At 32.5% G+C, this 17,045-nt stretch carries 15 protein-coding genes (1 of these 15 only partly in view); 6 read left to right on the top strand and 9 right to left on the bottom strand.

What is annotated here, in order from left to right; all coding sequences use genetic code 11:
* Positions 1-10: 10 nt before the first annotated feature.
* The 9 genes from noc to rpmH all read right to left on the bottom strand — a co-directional run bounded on the left by noc (position 11) and on the right by rpmH (position 8,341).
* Positions 11-811 carry a nucleoid occlusion protein gene (gene noc, locus BN2390_RS02705; protein ID WP_053982810.1) on the bottom strand — a complete coding sequence of 267 codons (801 nt, stop codon included), beginning with the start codon at positions 809-811 and terminating at the stop codon, positions 11-13.
* A gap of 274 nt (positions 812-1,085) precedes the next feature.
* Complete coding sequence (gene rsmG / locus BN2390_RS02700) at positions 1,086-1,814, bottom strand: 16S rRNA (guanine(527)-N(7))-methyltransferase RsmG (protein WP_053982809.1); 729 nt, start codon at positions 1,812-1,814, stop codon at positions 1,086-1,088.
* Positions 1,815-1,831: 17 nt separating this feature from the next.
* Positions 1,832-3,715 (bottom strand): tRNA uridine-5-carboxymethylaminomethyl(34) synthesis enzyme MnmG, encoded by a 1,884-nt coding sequence (mnmG, locus tag BN2390_RS02695; protein ID WP_053982808.1) that lies wholly within the window; start codon positions 3,713-3,715, stop codon positions 1,832-1,834.
* Positions 3,716-3,855: 140 nt separating this feature from the next.
* Positions 3,856-5,238, bottom strand: coding sequence for a tRNA uridine-5-carboxymethylaminomethyl(34) synthesis GTPase MnmE (gene mnmE / locus BN2390_RS02690; RefSeq protein WP_053982807.1), 1,383 nt, complete (start codon positions 5,236-5,238; stop codon positions 3,856-3,858).
* 107 nt (positions 5,239-5,345) lie between these two features.
* Positions 5,346-6,113, bottom strand: a complete 768-nt coding sequence (gene jag / locus BN2390_RS02685) for an RNA-binding cell elongation regulator Jag/EloR (protein ID WP_053982806.1) — start codon at positions 6,111-6,113, stop codon at positions 5,346-5,348.
* A 21-nt stretch (positions 6,114-6,134) separates the two neighbouring features.
* Positions 6,135-7,340: a YidC/Oxa1 family membrane protein insertase gene (locus BN2390_RS02680; RefSeq protein WP_053982805.1), complete on the bottom strand. Its 1,206-nt coding sequence runs from the start codon at positions 7,338-7,340 to the stop codon at positions 6,135-6,137.
* A gap of 27 nt (positions 7,341-7,367) precedes the next feature.
* Positions 7,368-7,610, bottom strand: coding sequence for a membrane protein insertion efficiency factor YidD (gene yidD, locus BN2390_RS02675; RefSeq protein WP_053982804.1), 243 nt, complete (start codon positions 7,608-7,610; stop codon positions 7,368-7,370).
* Between the two features lie 186 nt (positions 7,611-7,796).
* On the bottom strand, positions 7,797-8,144 hold the full coding sequence (gene rnpA, locus BN2390_RS02670; RefSeq protein WP_053982803.1) for a ribonuclease P protein component: 348 nt from the start codon (positions 8,142-8,144) through the stop codon (positions 7,797-7,799).
* 62 nt (positions 8,145-8,206) lie between these two features.
* Positions 8,207-8,341 (bottom strand): 50S ribosomal protein L34, encoded by a 135-nt coding sequence (gene rpmH / locus BN2390_RS02665; protein WP_053982802.1) that lies wholly within the window; start codon positions 8,339-8,341, stop codon positions 8,207-8,209.
* A 602-nt stretch (positions 8,342-8,943) separates the two neighbouring features.
* Here rpmH and dnaA point away from each other — a divergent pair.
* The 6 genes from dnaA to gyrA all read left to right on the top strand — a co-directional run.
* Complete coding sequence (gene dnaA / locus BN2390_RS02660; RefSeq protein WP_053982801.1) at positions 8,944-10,290, top strand: chromosomal replication initiator protein DnaA; 1,347 nt, start codon at positions 8,944-8,946, stop codon at positions 10,288-10,290.
* Between the two features lie 246 nt (positions 10,291-10,536).
* Entirely contained in the window at positions 10,537-11,643 is a 1,107-nt protein-coding gene (dnaN, locus tag BN2390_RS02655) for a DNA polymerase III subunit beta (RefSeq protein WP_053982800.1), read from the top strand.
* A gap of 101 nt (positions 11,644-11,744) precedes the next feature.
* Positions 11,745-11,951, top strand: a complete 207-nt coding sequence (gene yaaA, locus BN2390_RS02650) for a S4 domain-containing protein YaaA (RefSeq protein ID WP_053982799.1) — start codon at positions 11,745-11,747, stop codon at positions 11,949-11,951.
* A 28-nt stretch (positions 11,952-11,979) separates the two neighbouring features.
* Positions 11,980-13,050 carry a DNA replication/repair protein RecF gene (gene recF / locus BN2390_RS02645; protein WP_053982798.1) on the top strand — a complete coding sequence of 357 codons (1,071 nt, stop codon included), beginning with the start codon at positions 11,980-11,982 and terminating at the stop codon, positions 13,048-13,050.
* An 87-nt stretch (positions 13,051-13,137) separates the two neighbouring features.
* Positions 13,138-15,039 (top strand): DNA topoisomerase (ATP-hydrolyzing) subunit B, encoded by a 1,902-nt coding sequence (gyrB, locus tag BN2390_RS02640; RefSeq protein ID WP_053982797.1) that lies wholly within the window; start codon positions 13,138-13,140, stop codon positions 15,037-15,039.
* 18 nt (positions 15,040-15,057) lie between these two features.
* On the top strand, positions 15,058-17,045 hold the 5' portion of the coding sequence (gyrA, locus tag BN2390_RS02635; RefSeq protein ID WP_053982796.1) for a DNA gyrase subunit A. It continues 508 nt past the right edge of the window; 1,988 of the gene's 2,496 nt are visible here — the first part of the coding sequence; it begins with the start codon at positions 15,058-15,060; the stop codon falls past the right edge of the window.

The following is a 17,045-nucleotide window of genomic DNA, read 5'->3' as shown; positions in this document are numbered from 1 at the left end:
CAAAGCTGTCTTATTTATTCATTGGTATTTTAATACGAATTTCATATCCGTCTTCTTCTTGTTTCATTGTATATTTAGCATCAATGCCAGATTGTTGAATCATATCAACTGCCTGCGTAATTGTATTTGTAAATAATCTTATATCTCTTACAAAGGCTCTGAATTTTTGATTGTTTTTCTTTTGTTCTGCCTGTTCTTGAGTTAGCTGTACAAGAATTTGTTCAATCATTTGTTCTGTCTTTTTAACATTTAATTCTTGTTTTCCTACCTTTTCAACAACATCTAATTGAAGTTCTTCTGTTGGTAGTTTAAGGAGTGCCCTTGCATGTCGCTCTGTTAAGTTGTATTCAATAAGTTTCTTCTTTACAGCTGATGAAAGTTTTAAAATTCTAAGCTTATTTGCTACTGTAGATTGATTTTTCCCAAGTGTTTTTGCAAGTTCTTGTTGTGTATATCCATAGTCTTGCATAATTGTTAAAAATGCTTCACTCTCTTCTAAAAAGTTAAGGTTCTCTCTTTGAAGATTTTCAATAAGTGCTAGGACAGCACTATTTTTATTTGTTACTTCTACAATTACCGCTGGTATTTCAGTGAGCCCAGCTAACTTAGATGCTTTTAATCTTCTTTCCCCTGCTATAAGCTCATAGGAGTTACCTATTATACGAACTGTAATAGGCTGCATTAAACCGTGTTCTGCAATTGAATGTGCAAGTTCTTCTAAAGCAGACTGTGAAAAGACTTTTCTAGGTTGATATGGATTAGGTCTTACACGATCCACGGCTATATATTGTATCGTTAATTCTTTTTGCATCTTGGTAATACTCCCCTCTTGAACTATTCATTGTACAATCGTAAATATTAGTATATCATATTATATTACCAAAAACTACAATAAGTAGAGTAATTTTTGTTTTTATACAATGACATTTATTATTATATTGTCTAATAATATCATTATATATCTAACCTGTGCCTATTTGAACACTTATCTCTTTTTTTACATTAAAAAAGCTAACTCTATCTTTTCTCTCTAAATAGATTGATAAGATAAAATTAGCTGTTTCTATAATTATTAAATTAATAAACTATTGTATTTGTCCAAGAGGCGCTTTAGTTGGTTCACCGGCTTTCCTTGGAAACTTTCTAGGCGTTTCTTTAACTTTTTTTATTTTTGCAATACGATGATTAAGATCTGTATAAGGAACTACTACATCAAAAATTTGATCGATTTCTCCACCTAAAATTTTAATTGCTTTTTCACCTTCTACTAACTCTTCATCTAATTTTTGTCCCTTTAAAGCAATTAAATAGCCACCTTTTTTTACAAAAGGTAATGTGTACTCACTTAATACTGCTAAATTAGCAACGGCTCTTGAAGCACATACTTCAAATTTTTCACGGTATAGTTTATTTTTTCCTAAATCTTCTGCTCTTCCATGAACACATTCAATATTTTGCAATCCTAATGTATCTATAACGTGTTGTAAGAATTTAAGTCGTTTATTCAGTGAATCAATAAGCGTAATTTTTACATTAGGAAAAGCTATCTTAAGTACAAGACCTGGAAACCCTGCTCCTGTTCCAACATCTACAAGTGTCTCTACTTTTGTTAGGTCTATACTACTTTGTACCGTTAAGCAATCTAGAAAATGCTTTGTAATAACTTCAAAATCCTCTGTTATAGCTGTTAAGTTCATTTTTTCGTTCCATTCAACAAGAATTTCCTTGTATTGTATAAGTTGTTCTACTTGTTGATCTGTTAATTGAACATTTAAATTTCTTGCACCTTCTATAAGTTGTTCTTTAATATCCATAGATTATCCTCATTAAACTAGTTTCTATTTTTTTGTTGTTCTAAATAGACTAGAAGTACTGAAATATCTGCTGGAGATACCCCTGAAATACGAGATGCTTGTCCTATAGATACTGGACGTACTTCTTTTAATTTCTGTACTGCTTCAAGCCTTAAACTATATACCTCATCATAGTTAATATCTTCTGGAAGAAGTCTCTTTTCTAACTTTTTAAACTGTTCTACTTGTTTAAGCTGTCTAGAAATATACCCTTCATATTTGAGTTCTATCATAGCCTGTTCTATGACTTCTGCTGGAAGTTCTGGTCTTGTCTCATCTACTTCTTTAAAGTCATTATAGCTTAATTCTGGGCGTTTAAGGAGTTCACTTAATGCAATACCTGAACGAAGTGGTGTACTTTCTTTAGCGGCAATAATAGCCTGTACTTTCTCGCTTGTTCCTACATAAGTATTTTTAAGTCTTTCTAGTTCTTCATCAATTGCTTGTCTCTTCGCAACAAATATATTGTAACGTTCTTCTGGTACCAATCCAGCTTTATATCCTTTTTCAGTTAATCTAAGATCTGCATTATCTTGTCTTAATAATAATCGATATTCTGCTCTTGAAGTCATCATACGATATGGTTCTTTCGTACCTTTTGTTACAAGGTCATCAATTAGAACTCCAATATAGCCTTCGGAACGGTCAATAATAAGTGGCTCTCTTCCTTCAACTTTAAGTGCTGCATTAATACCTGCAATAAGTCCTTGGCAAGCAGCCTCTTCATATCCCGAACTACCATTCATTTGACCACCACTAAAGAAGCCATCAATATGTTTAAATTCTAATGAATGTTTTAGTTGAAGTGGGTTAACACAGTCATATTCAATTGCATATCCTGTACGCATTACTTCTACCTTCTCCATACCTGGTAAACTACGTAACATTTCAAGTTGCACTTCTTCTGGAAGAGATGAGCTCATTCCTTGTACGTACATCTCTGTAGTGTCTTCACCTTCTGGCTCTAAGAATACCTGATGACGGTCTTTATCAGCAAAACGTACTACTTTATCTTCTATAGAAGGGCAGTAACGTGGGCCTGTTCCTTCAATTACACCTGAATAGAGCGGTGAACGATGAAGATTATCTCTAATTATTTGATGTGTTCGTTCATTTGTATATGTTAAATAACAAGGATGTTGATCACGTTTAATCTTTTCCTCTGTATTTTCAAAAGAAAATGGTACGATATTTTCATCACCATGTTGTGGTTCCATCTTACTAAAATCTATTGTACGGGCATCTACACGTGCTGGCGTTCCCGTTTTAAAACGTCTAATTTCAATTCCTAGCTCCTTAAGTTGCTCACTAAGTACTGTAGAAGTTTTAAGTCCATTAGGGCCTGTATATTCAATATTTTCGCCTGTTAAGCAACGTGATTTTAGGTAGGTTCCACTTGCAAGAACAACTGCCTTACAATTATAAATAGCACCTCTATTTGTTACAACACCTATTACTTTATTATCTTCTACTAATACTTCCACTATTTCTTGTTGCTTAATGGCTAGATTTTGTGTATTCTCTAATACTTTTTTCATTTCTTCTGTATACTTTTTCTTATCTGCTTGCGCACGAAGTGAGTGTACAGCTGGACCTTTGGCAGTATTAAGCATACGAGATTGAATATAGGTTTTATCAATGTTTTTTCCCATTTCTCCACCAAGTGCATCAATCTCTCTTACAAGATGTCCTTTAGATGTTCCCCCAACATTTGGGTTACAAGGCATCATCGCTACACTATCTAAACTCATGGTAAACATAATCGTTTTTTTACCCATGCGTGCTGCTGCAAGTGCAGCTTCACATCCAGCATGTCCACCGCCAATTACCGCAATATCAATTGTATCTGCAATATATGTCATGTGAACCTCCTTGATTGTTCAATATTTATTTTTCTATAATTATAAACTATATTAATTGTTCTTTATCAAAAATATTTTCTATTATACACCTTTTTAATCAAGAAGTGTTATAACACATCTTTCCTAAATTGGCTATTTTATTATTTTCCTAAACAAAATCTTGAGAATAGCTCACCTATAATTTCATCTTTAAGCGCTTCTCCTACAATATTTCCAAGATGACCGTATGCATCATGTAAATCAATTGCTATGCAGTCTTCAGGCATACCTATATCTATCGTATCCTCAACTTTATCTAAACTTTCTATAGCCTTAACTAAACTTTGTTTTTGTCTCTGATTAGAAATTGTTGCCTCTTGTCCAATACTTATACCTTGTTTAACAATAAATTGTTTCATCGCTTGTCGTAATGTATCTAATCCATTTTGTTTCATTGCTGAGATTTGAATAATAGGTTGACCTTTTGTATATTGTTCTAAAATTTCCTGGGTAATGACTGAATGTAAGTCTATTTTATTAAGAACAAAAATAACAGTTTTATTAGTAAGTTCATTAATAATATTCAATTCTTCTTCATCTAACGCCCTAGAACTATCTATAAGCATCAATACAAGGTCTGCCTTTTCAATAGACTCCTTAGAACGTTCTACACCTATTTTTTCTACTATATCTTCAGTTTCACGAATGCCTGCTGTATCTAATAATACAAATGGCATACCATCAATATTTAGATATGCTTCTACAACATCACGAGTTGTACCTGGTATATCTGTTACAATGGCTTTATTCTCTTCTAATAAAGCATTTAAGAGTGAAGATTTACCTACATTAGGCTGACCTACTATAGCAGTTTTAATTCCCTCACGGATCATTTTTCCTGTATCAGCAGTTGCAAGTAACTTCTTAAGTTGGTCATTTAATGCTTTAATTTCATCCACAAAGTCATTTGCAAGCGGTTCATCTTCATCATATTCCGGATAATCAATGGATACTTCAATACGCGCTATAATCTGAATTAAAGTATCTTGATACTCTTTAATTTGTTTAGAAAGTTTACCTTCTAATTGATTCACTGCTTGAGATAATGATACCTCTGTTTTTGCTTCAATTATATCCATAATAGCTTCAACTTGAGCTAAATCAATTCGTCCATTTAAAAAGGCTCTCTTAGTAAATTCACCTGAATCTGCTAGTCTTGCCCCTTTTCTAATAACTTCCATTAAAACAGCTTCTAATGGTACAGGACCACCATGGCAATTTATTTCTACTACATCCTCACGTGTAAATGTTTTTGGAGCTTTCATTAACATTACAAGTACTTCATCTATTACTTTACCTTCTTTATTCACAATATGGCCATAGTGAATAGTATGACTAGGTGACTCTTGAAGTGTTTTCTTACTTGCACCTTTAAAAACTTCATCTACAATTTGGATAGCATCCATGCCACTTACTCTAATAATACCAATTCCACCTACTCCTGGAGCAGTGGAAATAGCCGCTATTGTATCATTATAAATCATAAAACAAGCTCCTTTCAGCTTAACTCTAAAGATTACTATACTCTATATTCTATACATAGACAAGCAGCAGAGCCTTCTCTAAAGAATGCCCTGCTGCTTTATTAAAACTATTTATAGGATTTATTAACATGTAGTGGTGTAATTACAACTCTTCTAAAAGGTTCTTTACCTTCACTATGTGTTTTTACATGCTTGCTATCTTGTAAGGCAGAATGAATAATTCTTCTGTCATATGGATTCATTGGCTCTAAAATAACTGGACGCTTTGTTTGAGTAGCTTTTTTAGCAAACTTATAGGCTACTTTGCGTAAGGTCTCTTCTCTTCTACTACGATAATCTTCTGTATCTAACATAATCTTAACGTAATCATTATGGCCTTTATTAACTACAATATTTGTTAGATATTGTAAAGCATCTAGTGTATCACCTCTTTTACCAATAACCATTCCCATTTTATTACCTGAAATATTGATATAGACTCTTTCATTTTCAACTTTAGATTCAAATTCTGCTTGGATTCCCATTTCTTTAAGCACAGAACTTAAAAACTCTGTTGCTGATTTAATGGCATCATCTACATTAAGATCAGTTTTCTTATGTTCTACCTTAACTTCTTCTTTTAAATCCTCTTTAATTGTTTCTTTTATTTCAACTAAGACATCTTCTTTAATGGCAGATTGTAGCTTATCTTGGGTACTGGATATTTCTTTAAGTGTTACTCTTACTCTAGCGTATTTAGCACCAAGCCCCAAAAATCCTTTTGAGCCTCTCTCTAAAATCTCAACATCAACTTCTTCTGTTGTTGCACCGAGTTCTATTAAAGCTTCGGTTATAGCATCATCTATTGTTTTGCCAGTTTTTTCTACACTCATCATTATTATCTACCCCCAGATTTATTAATCCTGTTTTGTATTTTCTGATGTCTGATCTTTAACTACTTTTTTCTTTTTCTTCACCGGTTGTCCATCTTCAGTAGCTGGCTTTACTTTCTTAGCACTCTCTTCTTGTGTTCCTTCTTTTGCTTCAACAGGTTGTCCACCCTCAGTTGGTGGTTTTGGTTTTTTCTTCTTTTTCTTTTTAACTCCTGCTTTAGCCATTTCAGCTTCTCTATCTTTTCTGAGTTGCTCTTCTAAAATAGCCTGTTGCTTATCAACATATTTATTAACCCACATTTGTTGAACCATCATGATAATGTTACTTGCAATCCAGTATAATGCTAAACCATTTGCTACTTGATATGAGAATACCCCCATCATAATTGGCATAATGATATTCATTGTCTTAATCATAGAGTTTGCTGGATTATTATCTGTCCCTTGTGTTGGTTGGCTCGCTGCCATTGTAATTTTACTAAAGATAAATGTTGATGCACCTGCTGCAATTGGAATTAAAAATGCCAAGTATTGACCGTTTGCTACAAGCTGAGCTGGTGAATCTACTAAGTTTACTAAGAAATACTCAAATCCATGTTTAGCTTCTAATAATTTTTCTAATAATGCAAAAACCTGAGGTGATACATTTTGATGTAATAATGCCCATTGATCTGTAGTAAAATGACTCAATGTATCCGCAAGTGTTACATTCTCACCTAATCTTTGAATTTCTATCATAGCATTTTGGCTAAGTGGAATTTGCTCTAATATCTTATTGATTACATCACTTACATTTGTCACATTATTAGCTAGTACATCTGCAATTTGAGTATATAACTCACCAAGTTTTGTAATGTATGTGCTTGGCTGTCTCAGTACATTATAAAGAGCAATAATCAGTGGGAATTGAATAAGCATTGGTAAACACCCTGCAAATGGACTGATTTTATACTTTTTATAAAGTCCTTGCATTTCCTGACTATATGCCATCTGAGATTGCTGGTCTTTCTTATTTTCATATTTCTTTTGGATTTTTTGTAATTCTGGTTGAATTTTAGACATGGCACGTGTTGTGCGCATTTGTTTAACTTGTAGCGGTGTAAGTAAAAGTCTTGTTACAATAGTGAATACAATAATGGTAATACCTAATGTACACACCGGTGTAATCATTGCTACACCCTCAAATATAAGATTGAGGATCATGCCAAAAAAGTTGTTTATAATTCCCATTGGGTTCCTCCTAGGTATTTTATTGACTTACTGACATTTTTTCTCTTTAGGTGGTACTGGATCATACATAGGTTTATGAAGTGGATTACATTTTAATATTCTTTTAAGCCCAAGATAGCTTCCTTTAAAAACACCATGCACCGAAATCGCTTCATACGTATAAGCTGAACAGGTTGGTATAAACCTACATTTTGCACCAAAGAGGGGTGAAATATACTTTTGATAACCTCGAATAGCCCTCAAAGCCATTCTTTGCAATATATTCTTCATTATTATACCTCTTAATCTCTCCAAAAACTACCTTTTCTAATTATTACACACAAAATAAAAATATACACCTAATCTTAGAAATGTATATTAAAATGGTAGAATTAATAGGAACTGAAATATCAAACCTTACACTCACTCTATATGTCATATAACTCTATATTATATTACCATATTTTTGTAAGACTGTTATGAATTTTCCTTAAAAACTTTTTGTTGTTTTACTAATTGATTTAATGCATCCGCAATTTCTTGATAACTAGCTTCTTTTGCTGCTGTACGCGCTACAATAACAAAATCCCATCCAGGTTGCGTAATAGTTTCTTCTGATAGTCTGTAACTTTCTCGTATTAATCTTGTTACTCTACTTCTTACAACACTATTACCTACTTTTTTACTTACGGATATGCCTAACCTATTAATCTCTTTTCCATTCTTATACTTATATAGAACAAGAAATCTATTTGCTACAGATTTTCCTCTTCTATAGACATTTCTAAACTCAGGTGTTTTCTTAAGAGATACTGTATATTTCATTATTTATACTCCTAAATTTCCTTAGATATGCAAAAGAAGGCCACCATTGGCGGCCTTAATTCTTATGCTGTTAATTTTTTTCTACCTTTTGCTCTTCTTCTAGCAATTACCGCTCTACCGTTTTTAGTTCTCATTCTTTTACGGAAACCATGTTCTTTAGATCTTTGACGTTTTTTTGGTTGGTATGTCATTTTCATTATGAAGCACCTCCTTATATTAATAATAAAGTCGCCACATAATATGCACATAACTAAACACTAAATAATATAAAATAAAAATTCGCACACACAACTCTATATAGAGTTATTGAACAAATAAGCACTATTCATAGTATAGAAGATTTCTAAAAACTCGTCAAGCATCTATTTCTGGGAATTTTTATGATTTGATTTATTACTTTTCGTCATGTTTTGTACTTTTTTGTCACTCTTTCATCAAAATATCCACGAAACTTTTATACACCAACCTGTGGATATTTTTCTAAATCTGTTGCTTTTCAACAGCTATTTTGATATTATTATTTTAGTTGTGTATAAGTTGTTGAAATATTAAAGTTATTCACATTCTGTTGATAAACTTGTGTATAACATATATTTTATTCGTTTTTTCCTTATTTTTTAACAAATTTATACTTATTTTTAAGTGGATAACTTTATCCTTTAACGAGACTTTCATATTTTTTTTGATTACTTACTTAAATTAGTCCCATATTGTTTATAAGAATTGATTAAATTAATCACATGTTGACAATACTAAAATAACTTGTGAATAAATTGTGTATTTGTAGGAGGAGTTTTGTATGATGCACCATTATGATGACCAATGGAACGCTATCCTCAGTATTATTGAGCCCGAAACCTCATCTGTTAGCTTTAACACTTGGTTCAAAGAAACAAAGCTTATAGATATTTTTGATAATACTATGGTAATCAGCGTAAAAAATGACTTTAATAAAGAAATTCTAAGTACTCGTTATCTCGAGCTTATTAAGAATAGTGTGCTTCAGGTTCTCAGTAAAGAATATAACTTTGACTTTGTTGTTGTGTCTGAAGATGGCCAATATGTATCTAAAAAACCTTCTCCAAAGAAAGAAGCCATTATTGAAGACCCTTTAAATATAAGAAGTAACCTAAATCCAAGATACGTATTTAATTCCTTTGTTGTAGGTAATAGTAACCGCATGGCACATGCTGCTGCTCTTGCTGTTGCTGAAGCACCTGCTCGTGCGTATAACCCCCTCTTCCTATATGGAGGTGTTGGCCTAGGTAAAACTCACCTTATGCATTCTATTGCACACTATATCTTAGATCAAAACCCTAGTGCAAAGGTATTATATGCTTCCTCAGAGAAGTTTACTAATGAGCTTATTAACTCTATCCGAGATGACAAAAATGAAGCTTTTCGTAATAAATATAGAAATATCGATGTTTTATTAATTGATGATATTCAATTCATTGCAGGTAAAGAACGTACTCAAGAAGAGTTCTTCCATACATTTAATACGCTACATGAAGCTAATAAGCAAATTATTATCTCGAGTGACCGTCCCCCTAAGGAAATTGAAACCTTAGAAGATCGTTTACGTTCTCGTTTTGAATGGGGGCTTATTGCAGATATTCAAAGCCCTGATCTAGAAACACGTATTGCTATCCTTAGAAAAAAAGCTGAACTTGAAAGTCTTTCTGTTCCTGAAGATGTTTTACTTTTTATTGCTAAAACCGTTATCTCTAATATTCGTGAACTTGAAGGCGCACTTAATCGCATTCTTGCTTTTTCTTCTCTAGCCAATAGGCCTATTACTGTAGAATTAGCTAATGAAGCACTTAAAGATCTTATTTCTAAGGACAAACCTAAGATCATTACAGCTGATTATATTCAAGAAATTGTTGCTGACTACTTCCATCTTAAAGTAGATGAGCTTAAATCAGCTAAACGTACTAGAAATATTGCCTATCCACGCCAAATTGCAATGTATCTATGTCGAAAACTTACAGATCTTTCACTCCCAAAAATCGGTGAGAAATTCGGTGGTCGTGACCATACAACGATTATTCATGGTTTTGAAAAGATCTCTAAAGATTTAACTAAAGATATTGAGCTATCTCAAATTGTTACTGAATTAGAGAATAAAATAACAGGAAAATAATTATTCACACCCTCATGTGAATTCTATCTTGATGAGGTGTGGATATTTATTTTAATTTTTTTTATTTGTTAATACTGTTGATAACTCACTTTAATACACACCCATAATCCACAGGCCTATATACATGGACTTTTATCCACAAAATATAGGTTTTTAATGGTTATACACATTATCAACAGCCCCTATTACTATCATTGCTAAATTACTTTAATTATTATAAAAGATTTTCGAAGGGAGATTATCCACATGCATATTCGTTGTAAACAAGATCTACTACTCAATAGTATCAATACTGTACTTAAAGCTTGTTCAACAAAAACAACAATGCCTATTTTAGAATGTATATTACTCAAAGCTCATAACAATCAAGTTACATTAGTTGGGTATAACTTAGAACTTGGTATTGAAAGTACTATTGAAGCTGAAGTTTTAGAAGAAGGTTCTATTGCTCTTGAATCAAAAATCTTCTCTGAAATTATCAGAAAAATGCCGAACCAAACGGTAGATATTTCAACTAGCTCAAATCATATGACTAATATTATTTGTGAAAAATCAAAGTTCTCAATAGCAGGACAATTAGGAGATGAGTTCCCTGATTTACCTAAGGTAGAGCAAATGAATAAATATACAATTTCACAAGTAGTGTTTAAAGATATGATTAGACAAACTATTTTTTCTGTTGCCCAAGAAGAATCAAGACCAATCCTTACTGGTGAGATGATTCAACTTAAAGATAATAGTTTTCGTATGGTTACTGTAGATGGATATCGTATTTCATACAGGAACATACCTATCTCAACTGAGAATCAGGAATGTGAAGTTGTCGTTCCTGGACGCACACTTAATGAGATTAGTAAGATTCTTTCAAGTGATGAACATGATGAAATGGATATTTATTTTGAAGATAAACATGTTTTATTTGATTTAGGTGAAAGTAAAGTTGTTTCGAACTTATTAGAAGGTGAATTTTTAAAATATGAACAAGTATTTTCTTCTGATTATGAAACAAAGGTAAAAGTTGATCGTAAAGAATTTTTAATGAGTATTGAACGTGCTGCACTTATTTCAAGAGAAGGTAAGAAGAATCCAATAAAAATTGAAATAGATGGCGATAATATGATTATTACATCAAGAGCAGAATTAGGTACTGCACTTGAAGAAGTAGCTATCGAACTTGAAGGTAATAACTTAAGTATTGCATTTAACCCTAAATACCTTATTGATGCATTAAAATCTATTGATGATGATGAAGTAAGTATTACTTTTATTTCATCACTAACCCCTTGTATCATTCATCCAATAGAGGGTGATCATTATAAATATCTTATTTTACCAATTCGTCTCAATGCGTAGATAAGACATAACAATAATCGCTCTTTGTTTCTTTATCTAGAAACATAGAGCGATTATTGCCTATATGAAAAATAGTTTAAATTAAAGGAGAAATTAATATTATGAAACAAGTTAAAATTACAACAGAATTTATCAAATTAGACCAGCTTATGAAATATGCTGAAATGGTGCAAAGTGGTGGAGAAGCAAAGATGTTAATTGCACAAGGTCTTGTATTAGTTAATGGAGAAATTTGTACTCAAAGAGGTAAAAAGATTAGAGTTGGTGATAAGGTTGAATTTGATGGAAATGACTACGAAATTATATAAGCAGTAGAAGTTATATAGAGGAGGCCTCATGTATATTCAAGAAATCACTTTAAGTAATTTTAGGAATTATAAAGAAGTGCAGTTAAAACTTGATAATGGTATCAATATTTTTAAGGGAGACAATGCACAAGGTAAAACAAATATATTAGAGGCTATTTACTTATGTGCTACAGCTAGGTCGCATAGAACATCTCAAGAAAAAGAAGTCATTATGTGGAATGAACAGGCTGCACATATTACTTTAGATGTACAAAAGAAAACATTTGAGGATAAAATAGATTTTCATCTTACCCAAAAAGGAAAAGCTGTTGCTATTAATAAAATGCCTGTAGCAAAATTAGGTGAACTATTCGGAACATTAACAGTTGTAATGTTTTCACCAGAGGATCTTCAATTGATTAAAAAAAGTCCTAAGGAGAGGCGACGTTTTATAGATATTGAGTTATGCCAATTTAATAAACTATATTACTATGCTCTTAAGCAATATTATAAGGTGCTTAAACAAAGGAATAATGCTCTTAAGCAATTTCATCAGAATCCTAATAATGAGATGCTAGATATATGGGATATGCAATACGTAGAGTACGCAAAGGAAGTCATTAATCGTAGACAAGAGTTTATACAAGAAATTAATAACGTTGCAAAAAGAATACATGCAGATATATCTGGTGGAAAAGAAGAACTTGAAGTGGTTTATGAACCTAACGTCTTAAGTGAACATATAGAAACTAAAATAAGTAAATATAGACAAAAGGACATTATGACTCAAAGTAGCTCGGTAGGTCCTCATAGAGATGATTTAAGGTTTTTGATTAATGGTATGGATGTAAAGGTATATGGATCTCAAGGGCAACAGCGTACAGTAGTTTTATCTATGAAGTTAGCAGAACTTTACTTGATGAAAGAGCATCTAGGAGAGTCGCCTATACTCTTATTAGATGACGTATTATCAGAATTGGATGATAATAGGCAAAAATATTTATTTTCATACACAGAAAATATCCAAACACTAATTACATGCACAGGTGTAGAACAAAGTGTATGGAATAGCCAAAAAATTGGTAAACTATATAATGTCAGAAAAGGCACCATATATTGACAAAGTTTGCCTTTGAAAGAGTTTTGAGGTATAATGAAGTTTGGTATATTATGCATATTCGAAAATTTAAAGGAGTGAGATCTTATTATGGCAGCAACGTATAATGAAAATCAAATACAAATATTAGAGGGGCTGCAAGCGGTACGAAAAAGACCAGGTATGTATATTGGTAGTACTTCTTCAAAAGGTCTTCACCACCTAGTTTATGAAATAGTAGATAATGCCGTTGACGAAGCATTAGCTGGAGAGTGTGATACTATTGTTGTTTCTATCCATCCAGATAACTCAATTTCTGTTTTAGATAATGGACGTGGGATTCCAGTTGGTATTCACGCACAAAAGGGAATTCCAGCGGTTGAGGTTGTATTTACTATACTTCATGCAGGAGGCAAGTTTGGTGGAGGAGGCTATAAAGTTTCCGGAGGTCTACATGGTGTAGGTGCTTCAGTTGTTAATGCGTTATCTGAATGGCTTGTGGTAAAAGTATACACTGGAGGAAAAGTTCACGAAGAAAAATTTGAACGTGGGCATGTAGTAAGTCCTCTTACAGTAGTAGATGATACAGATAAAACAGGTACATTTGTACACTTTAAACCTGATTATGAAATCTTTGAAGATACAATATATGATTTCAATGTACTTAAACAACGTTTGCAAGAAACAGCCTTTTTAACAAAAGGATTAAGAATTGAATTAGTAGATCTAAGAGAAGAGCATAAACATAAAGTATTCCACTATGAAGGTGGAATTAAAGAATTTGTTAGCCATCTAAATAAACACAAAACACCTATCTATGAAGAAATTTTTTACGGTGAAGGTGAAAAAGATGGTATCAATGTTGAGGTAGCTTTCCAACATAATGATAGTTATGTTGAAAATGTTTATAGCTTTGTAAATAATATCAATACATCAGAAGGTGGAACACACTTATCTGGTTTTAGGTCAGCAATTACAAAAACTTTAAATGATTATGGAAGAAAAATGAATCTTTTAAAGCAAGCAGATACTAACTTAAGTGGTGAAGATATTAGAGAAGGCTTAACAGCTATTATTAGTGTTAAGATAGGTGAACCTCAATTTGAAGGACAAACCAAAACCAAATTAGGAAATAGTGAAGCACGTGGAGCAGTAGAGAGTGTATTTACTGAACAACTTACTTATTTCTTAGAACAAAATCCAAATGTTGCTAAAATGATTATCCAAAAAGCAACAATGGCAGCACGTGCACGTGATGCAGCAAGGAAAGCAAGAGAACTTACTCGTCGTAAAAGTGTACTTGAAAGTACAGCATTACCAGGAAAATTAGCAGATTGCTCTGAGAAAGATGCAAGTAAATGTGAAATTTATTTAGTCGAAGGGGATTCTGCGGGTGGCTCAGCTAAAAGTGCAAGATCTCGTCAAACACAGGCTATCTTACCACTTAGAGGTAAGATCTTAAATGTAGAGAAGGCTAGAATTGATAGAATGCTAGAAAGTGAAGAAATTCGTAATATGATTACTGCATTTGGTGCAGGAATTAGTGAAGATTTTGATGTAAATAGATTACGTTATCACAAAATTATTATTATGACTGATGCCGATGTTGATGGTGCTCATATTCGTACACTTCTTTTAACATTCTTCTATAGATACTATAAACCACTTATTGATCATGGGTTTATATATATTGCACAACCACCTCTTTATTTAGTAGAGAAAAATAAGAAAAAGCATTATGCTTATGATGATAGAGAATTAGAAAAAATCCTTGAAGAAATCGGTAGAACAGGTATTTCAAGAATGCAACGTTACAAAGGTCTTGGAGAAATGAATCCAGATCAGCTATGGGAAACAACAATGGATCCAGAAACAAGAACACTTGTAAGAGTCGATATTGAAGATGCAGCAGCAGCTGATGAAATATTTACAGCACTTATGGGTGATAAAGTTGAACCTAGACGTGAATTCATTCATGAATATGCACCGAAAGTAACGAACTTAGATATATAGTAGGAGAGGAGGAATAAAATGGACGAATTCAATGAAAGTTATGATAAAATTATATCAGTAGATATTGAGCAAGAAATGAAAAAATCCTATATAGATTATGCTATGAGTGTTATTGTATCTCGTGCACTCCCAGATGTTAGAGATGGTTTAAAACCAGTTCATAGAAGAATCTTATATGCAATGGATGAGTTAAACTTAGGGCCAGATAAGCAATACAGAAAATCAGCACGTATTGTTGGGGATACCATGGGTAAATATCACCCTCATGGTGACTCCTCCATTTACGATGCTATGGTTAGAATGGCACAGGATTTCTCTATACGTTATCCACTTGTCGATGGACATGGTAACTTTGGTAATATCGATGGAGATAGTGCAGCTGCCATGCGTTATACAGAAGCAAGAATGAGTAAAATTACAATGTCTATGCTTGCTGATATAGAGAAAGAAACAGTTGATTACAGACCAAACTTTGATGAATCTTTAAAAGAACCAGTAGTATTACCAGCAAGATTTCCAAACTTATTAGTTAATGGATCATCAGGTATTGCTGTAGGGATGGCTACTAATATTCCACCACATAACTTAAGTGAAGTTGTAGATGGTGTTGTGAAAATGATTAATAACTATATGGGACTTAATGAAGAAAATGAAGTACGTGAGACAGAAGTTGAAGAACTCATGGAAATCATTAAAGGACCAGACTTCCCAACAGGGGCTACAATTCAAGGAAGATATGGGATTGACCAAGCTTATCGTACAGGTAAAGGTAAAGTTAAAGTTAAGGCTACTGCAGAAATTGAAGAGATGCATGGTGGTAAATCACGTATTCTTATAACAGAAATACCTTATATGGTTAATAAGGCTAAGCTTATTGAGAAAATTGCAGAGCTTGTAAAAATCAAAAAAATAGATGGTATTACAGATCTTCGTGATGAATCTGATAGAAATGGTATGACTATCGTAATTGAACTTAGAAGAGATGTAAATCCAAGTGTTATTCTGAATCAATTATATAAATACACTCAGTTACAAGATACTTTTAGTATCAATATGTTAGCTCTTGTAAATGATAAACCAAAAGTACTTAATCTAAAGCAAATGTTAGAAGAGTATTTAAAACATCAAAAAGATGTTGTAACAAGAAGAACTCAATATGACCTTAAAAAGGCAGAAGATAGAGCACACATTGTAGAAGGCTTAAGAAAAGCGTTAGATAAGATTGATCTAATTACTCAATTGATTCGTTCTTCTAAAACAGTTCAAGAAGCAAAAGAACGTATTATGGAAGAAATTGTGCTTACAGAAATACAAGCACAAGCTATTGTAGATATGCGTCTTAGAGCCTTAACTGGATTAGAGAGAGAAAAGTTAGAGCAAGAATATGAAGATTTACTTGGGAAAATTGCTTACTACAAAGAAATCTTAGGTAATGAATATAGATTATATGAAGTTATCAAAGAAGAAATTGAAGAAATACGTAATAAATATGCAGATGCAAGAAGAACTGATATCACTGCATCTGACGATGATTTTGATATTGAAGACTTAATAGATGAAGAGCAAGTAATTGTAACAATGACTCATTTAGGTTATATCAAACGTATTCCATTAGATACGTATAAGCAACAGAATCGTGGTGGCAAAGGTATTATAGGTGTTAATACTATTGAAAATGATTTCATTGAACAGTTATTTGTAACAAGCAACTTAGATGAAATTATGTTCTTCACAAATAAAGGAAAAGCTTATAAGATTAAAGCTTATAGAATTCCTGAAGCAGGAAGAACAGCACGAGGCATGGCTATTATTAATCTTTTGCAACTCGATAAAGATGAAAAAATAAGTGCGGTATTCCCAGTTCAGAAAAAACAAGATAATGTATTTTTAACAATGATTACTAAAAAAGGACAAATTAAAAAGACAGATCTTGATGCATTTAAAAATATTAGAAAAGGTGGAATCATTGCACTTACATTAGCTGAAGATGATGAACTAATGGGTGT

Origin of the sequence: Niameybacter massiliensis (assembly GCF_001282685.1) — a bacterium.
GTDB lineage: Bacteria > Bacillota > Clostridia > Lachnospirales > Cellulosilyticaceae > Holtiella > Holtiella tumoricola.
The sequence above is the reverse complement of the archived record's forward strand: the minus strand, read 5'-3'. Positions and strand labels throughout refer to the sequence as shown.

Excerpts from the sequence above, each read along its gene's own strand:
- noc (WP_053982810.1), bottom strand. The coding sequence starts at position 811 with ATGCAAAAAGAATTAACGATACAATATATAGCCGTGGATCGTGTAAGA.
- rsmG (WP_053982809.1), bottom strand. The coding sequence starts at position 1,814 with ATGGATATTAAAGAACAACTTATAGAAGGTGCAAGAAATTTAAATGTT.
- mnmG (WP_053982808.1), bottom strand. The coding sequence starts at position 3,715 with ATGACATATATTGCAGATACAATTGATATTGCGGTAATTGGCGGTGGA.
- mnmE (WP_053982807.1), bottom strand. The coding sequence starts at position 5,238 with ATGATTTATAATGATACAATAGCGGCTATTTCCACTGCTCCAGGAGTA.
- jag (WP_053982806.1), bottom strand. The coding sequence starts at position 6,113 with ATGATGAGTGTAGAAAAAACTGGCAAAACAATAGATGATGCTATAACC.
- BN2390_RS02680 (WP_053982805.1), bottom strand. The coding sequence starts at position 7,340 with ATGGGAATTATAAACAACTTTTTTGGCATGATCCTCAATCTTATATTT.
- yidD (WP_053982804.1), bottom strand. The coding sequence starts at position 7,610 with ATGAAGAATATATTGCAAAGAATGGCTTTGAGGGCTATTCGAGGTTAT.
- rnpA (WP_053982803.1), bottom strand. The coding sequence starts at position 8,144 with ATGAAATATACAGTATCTCTTAAGAAAACACCTGAGTTTAGAAATGTC.
- rpmH (WP_053982802.1), bottom strand. The coding sequence starts at position 8,341 with ATGAAAATGACATACCAACCAAAAAAACGTCAAAGATCTAAAGAACAT.
- dnaA (WP_053982801.1), top strand. The coding sequence starts at position 8,944 with ATGATGCACCATTATGATGACCAATGGAACGCTATCCTCAGTATTATT.
- dnaN (WP_053982800.1), top strand. The coding sequence starts at position 10,537 with ATGCATATTCGTTGTAAACAAGATCTACTACTCAATAGTATCAATACT.
- yaaA (WP_053982799.1), top strand. The coding sequence starts at position 11,745 with ATGAAACAAGTTAAAATTACAACAGAATTTATCAAATTAGACCAGCTT.
- recF (WP_053982798.1), top strand. The coding sequence starts at position 11,980 with ATGTATATTCAAGAAATCACTTTAAGTAATTTTAGGAATTATAAAGAA.
- gyrB (WP_053982797.1), top strand. The coding sequence starts at position 13,138 with ATGGCAGCAACGTATAATGAAAATCAAATACAAATATTAGAGGGGCTG.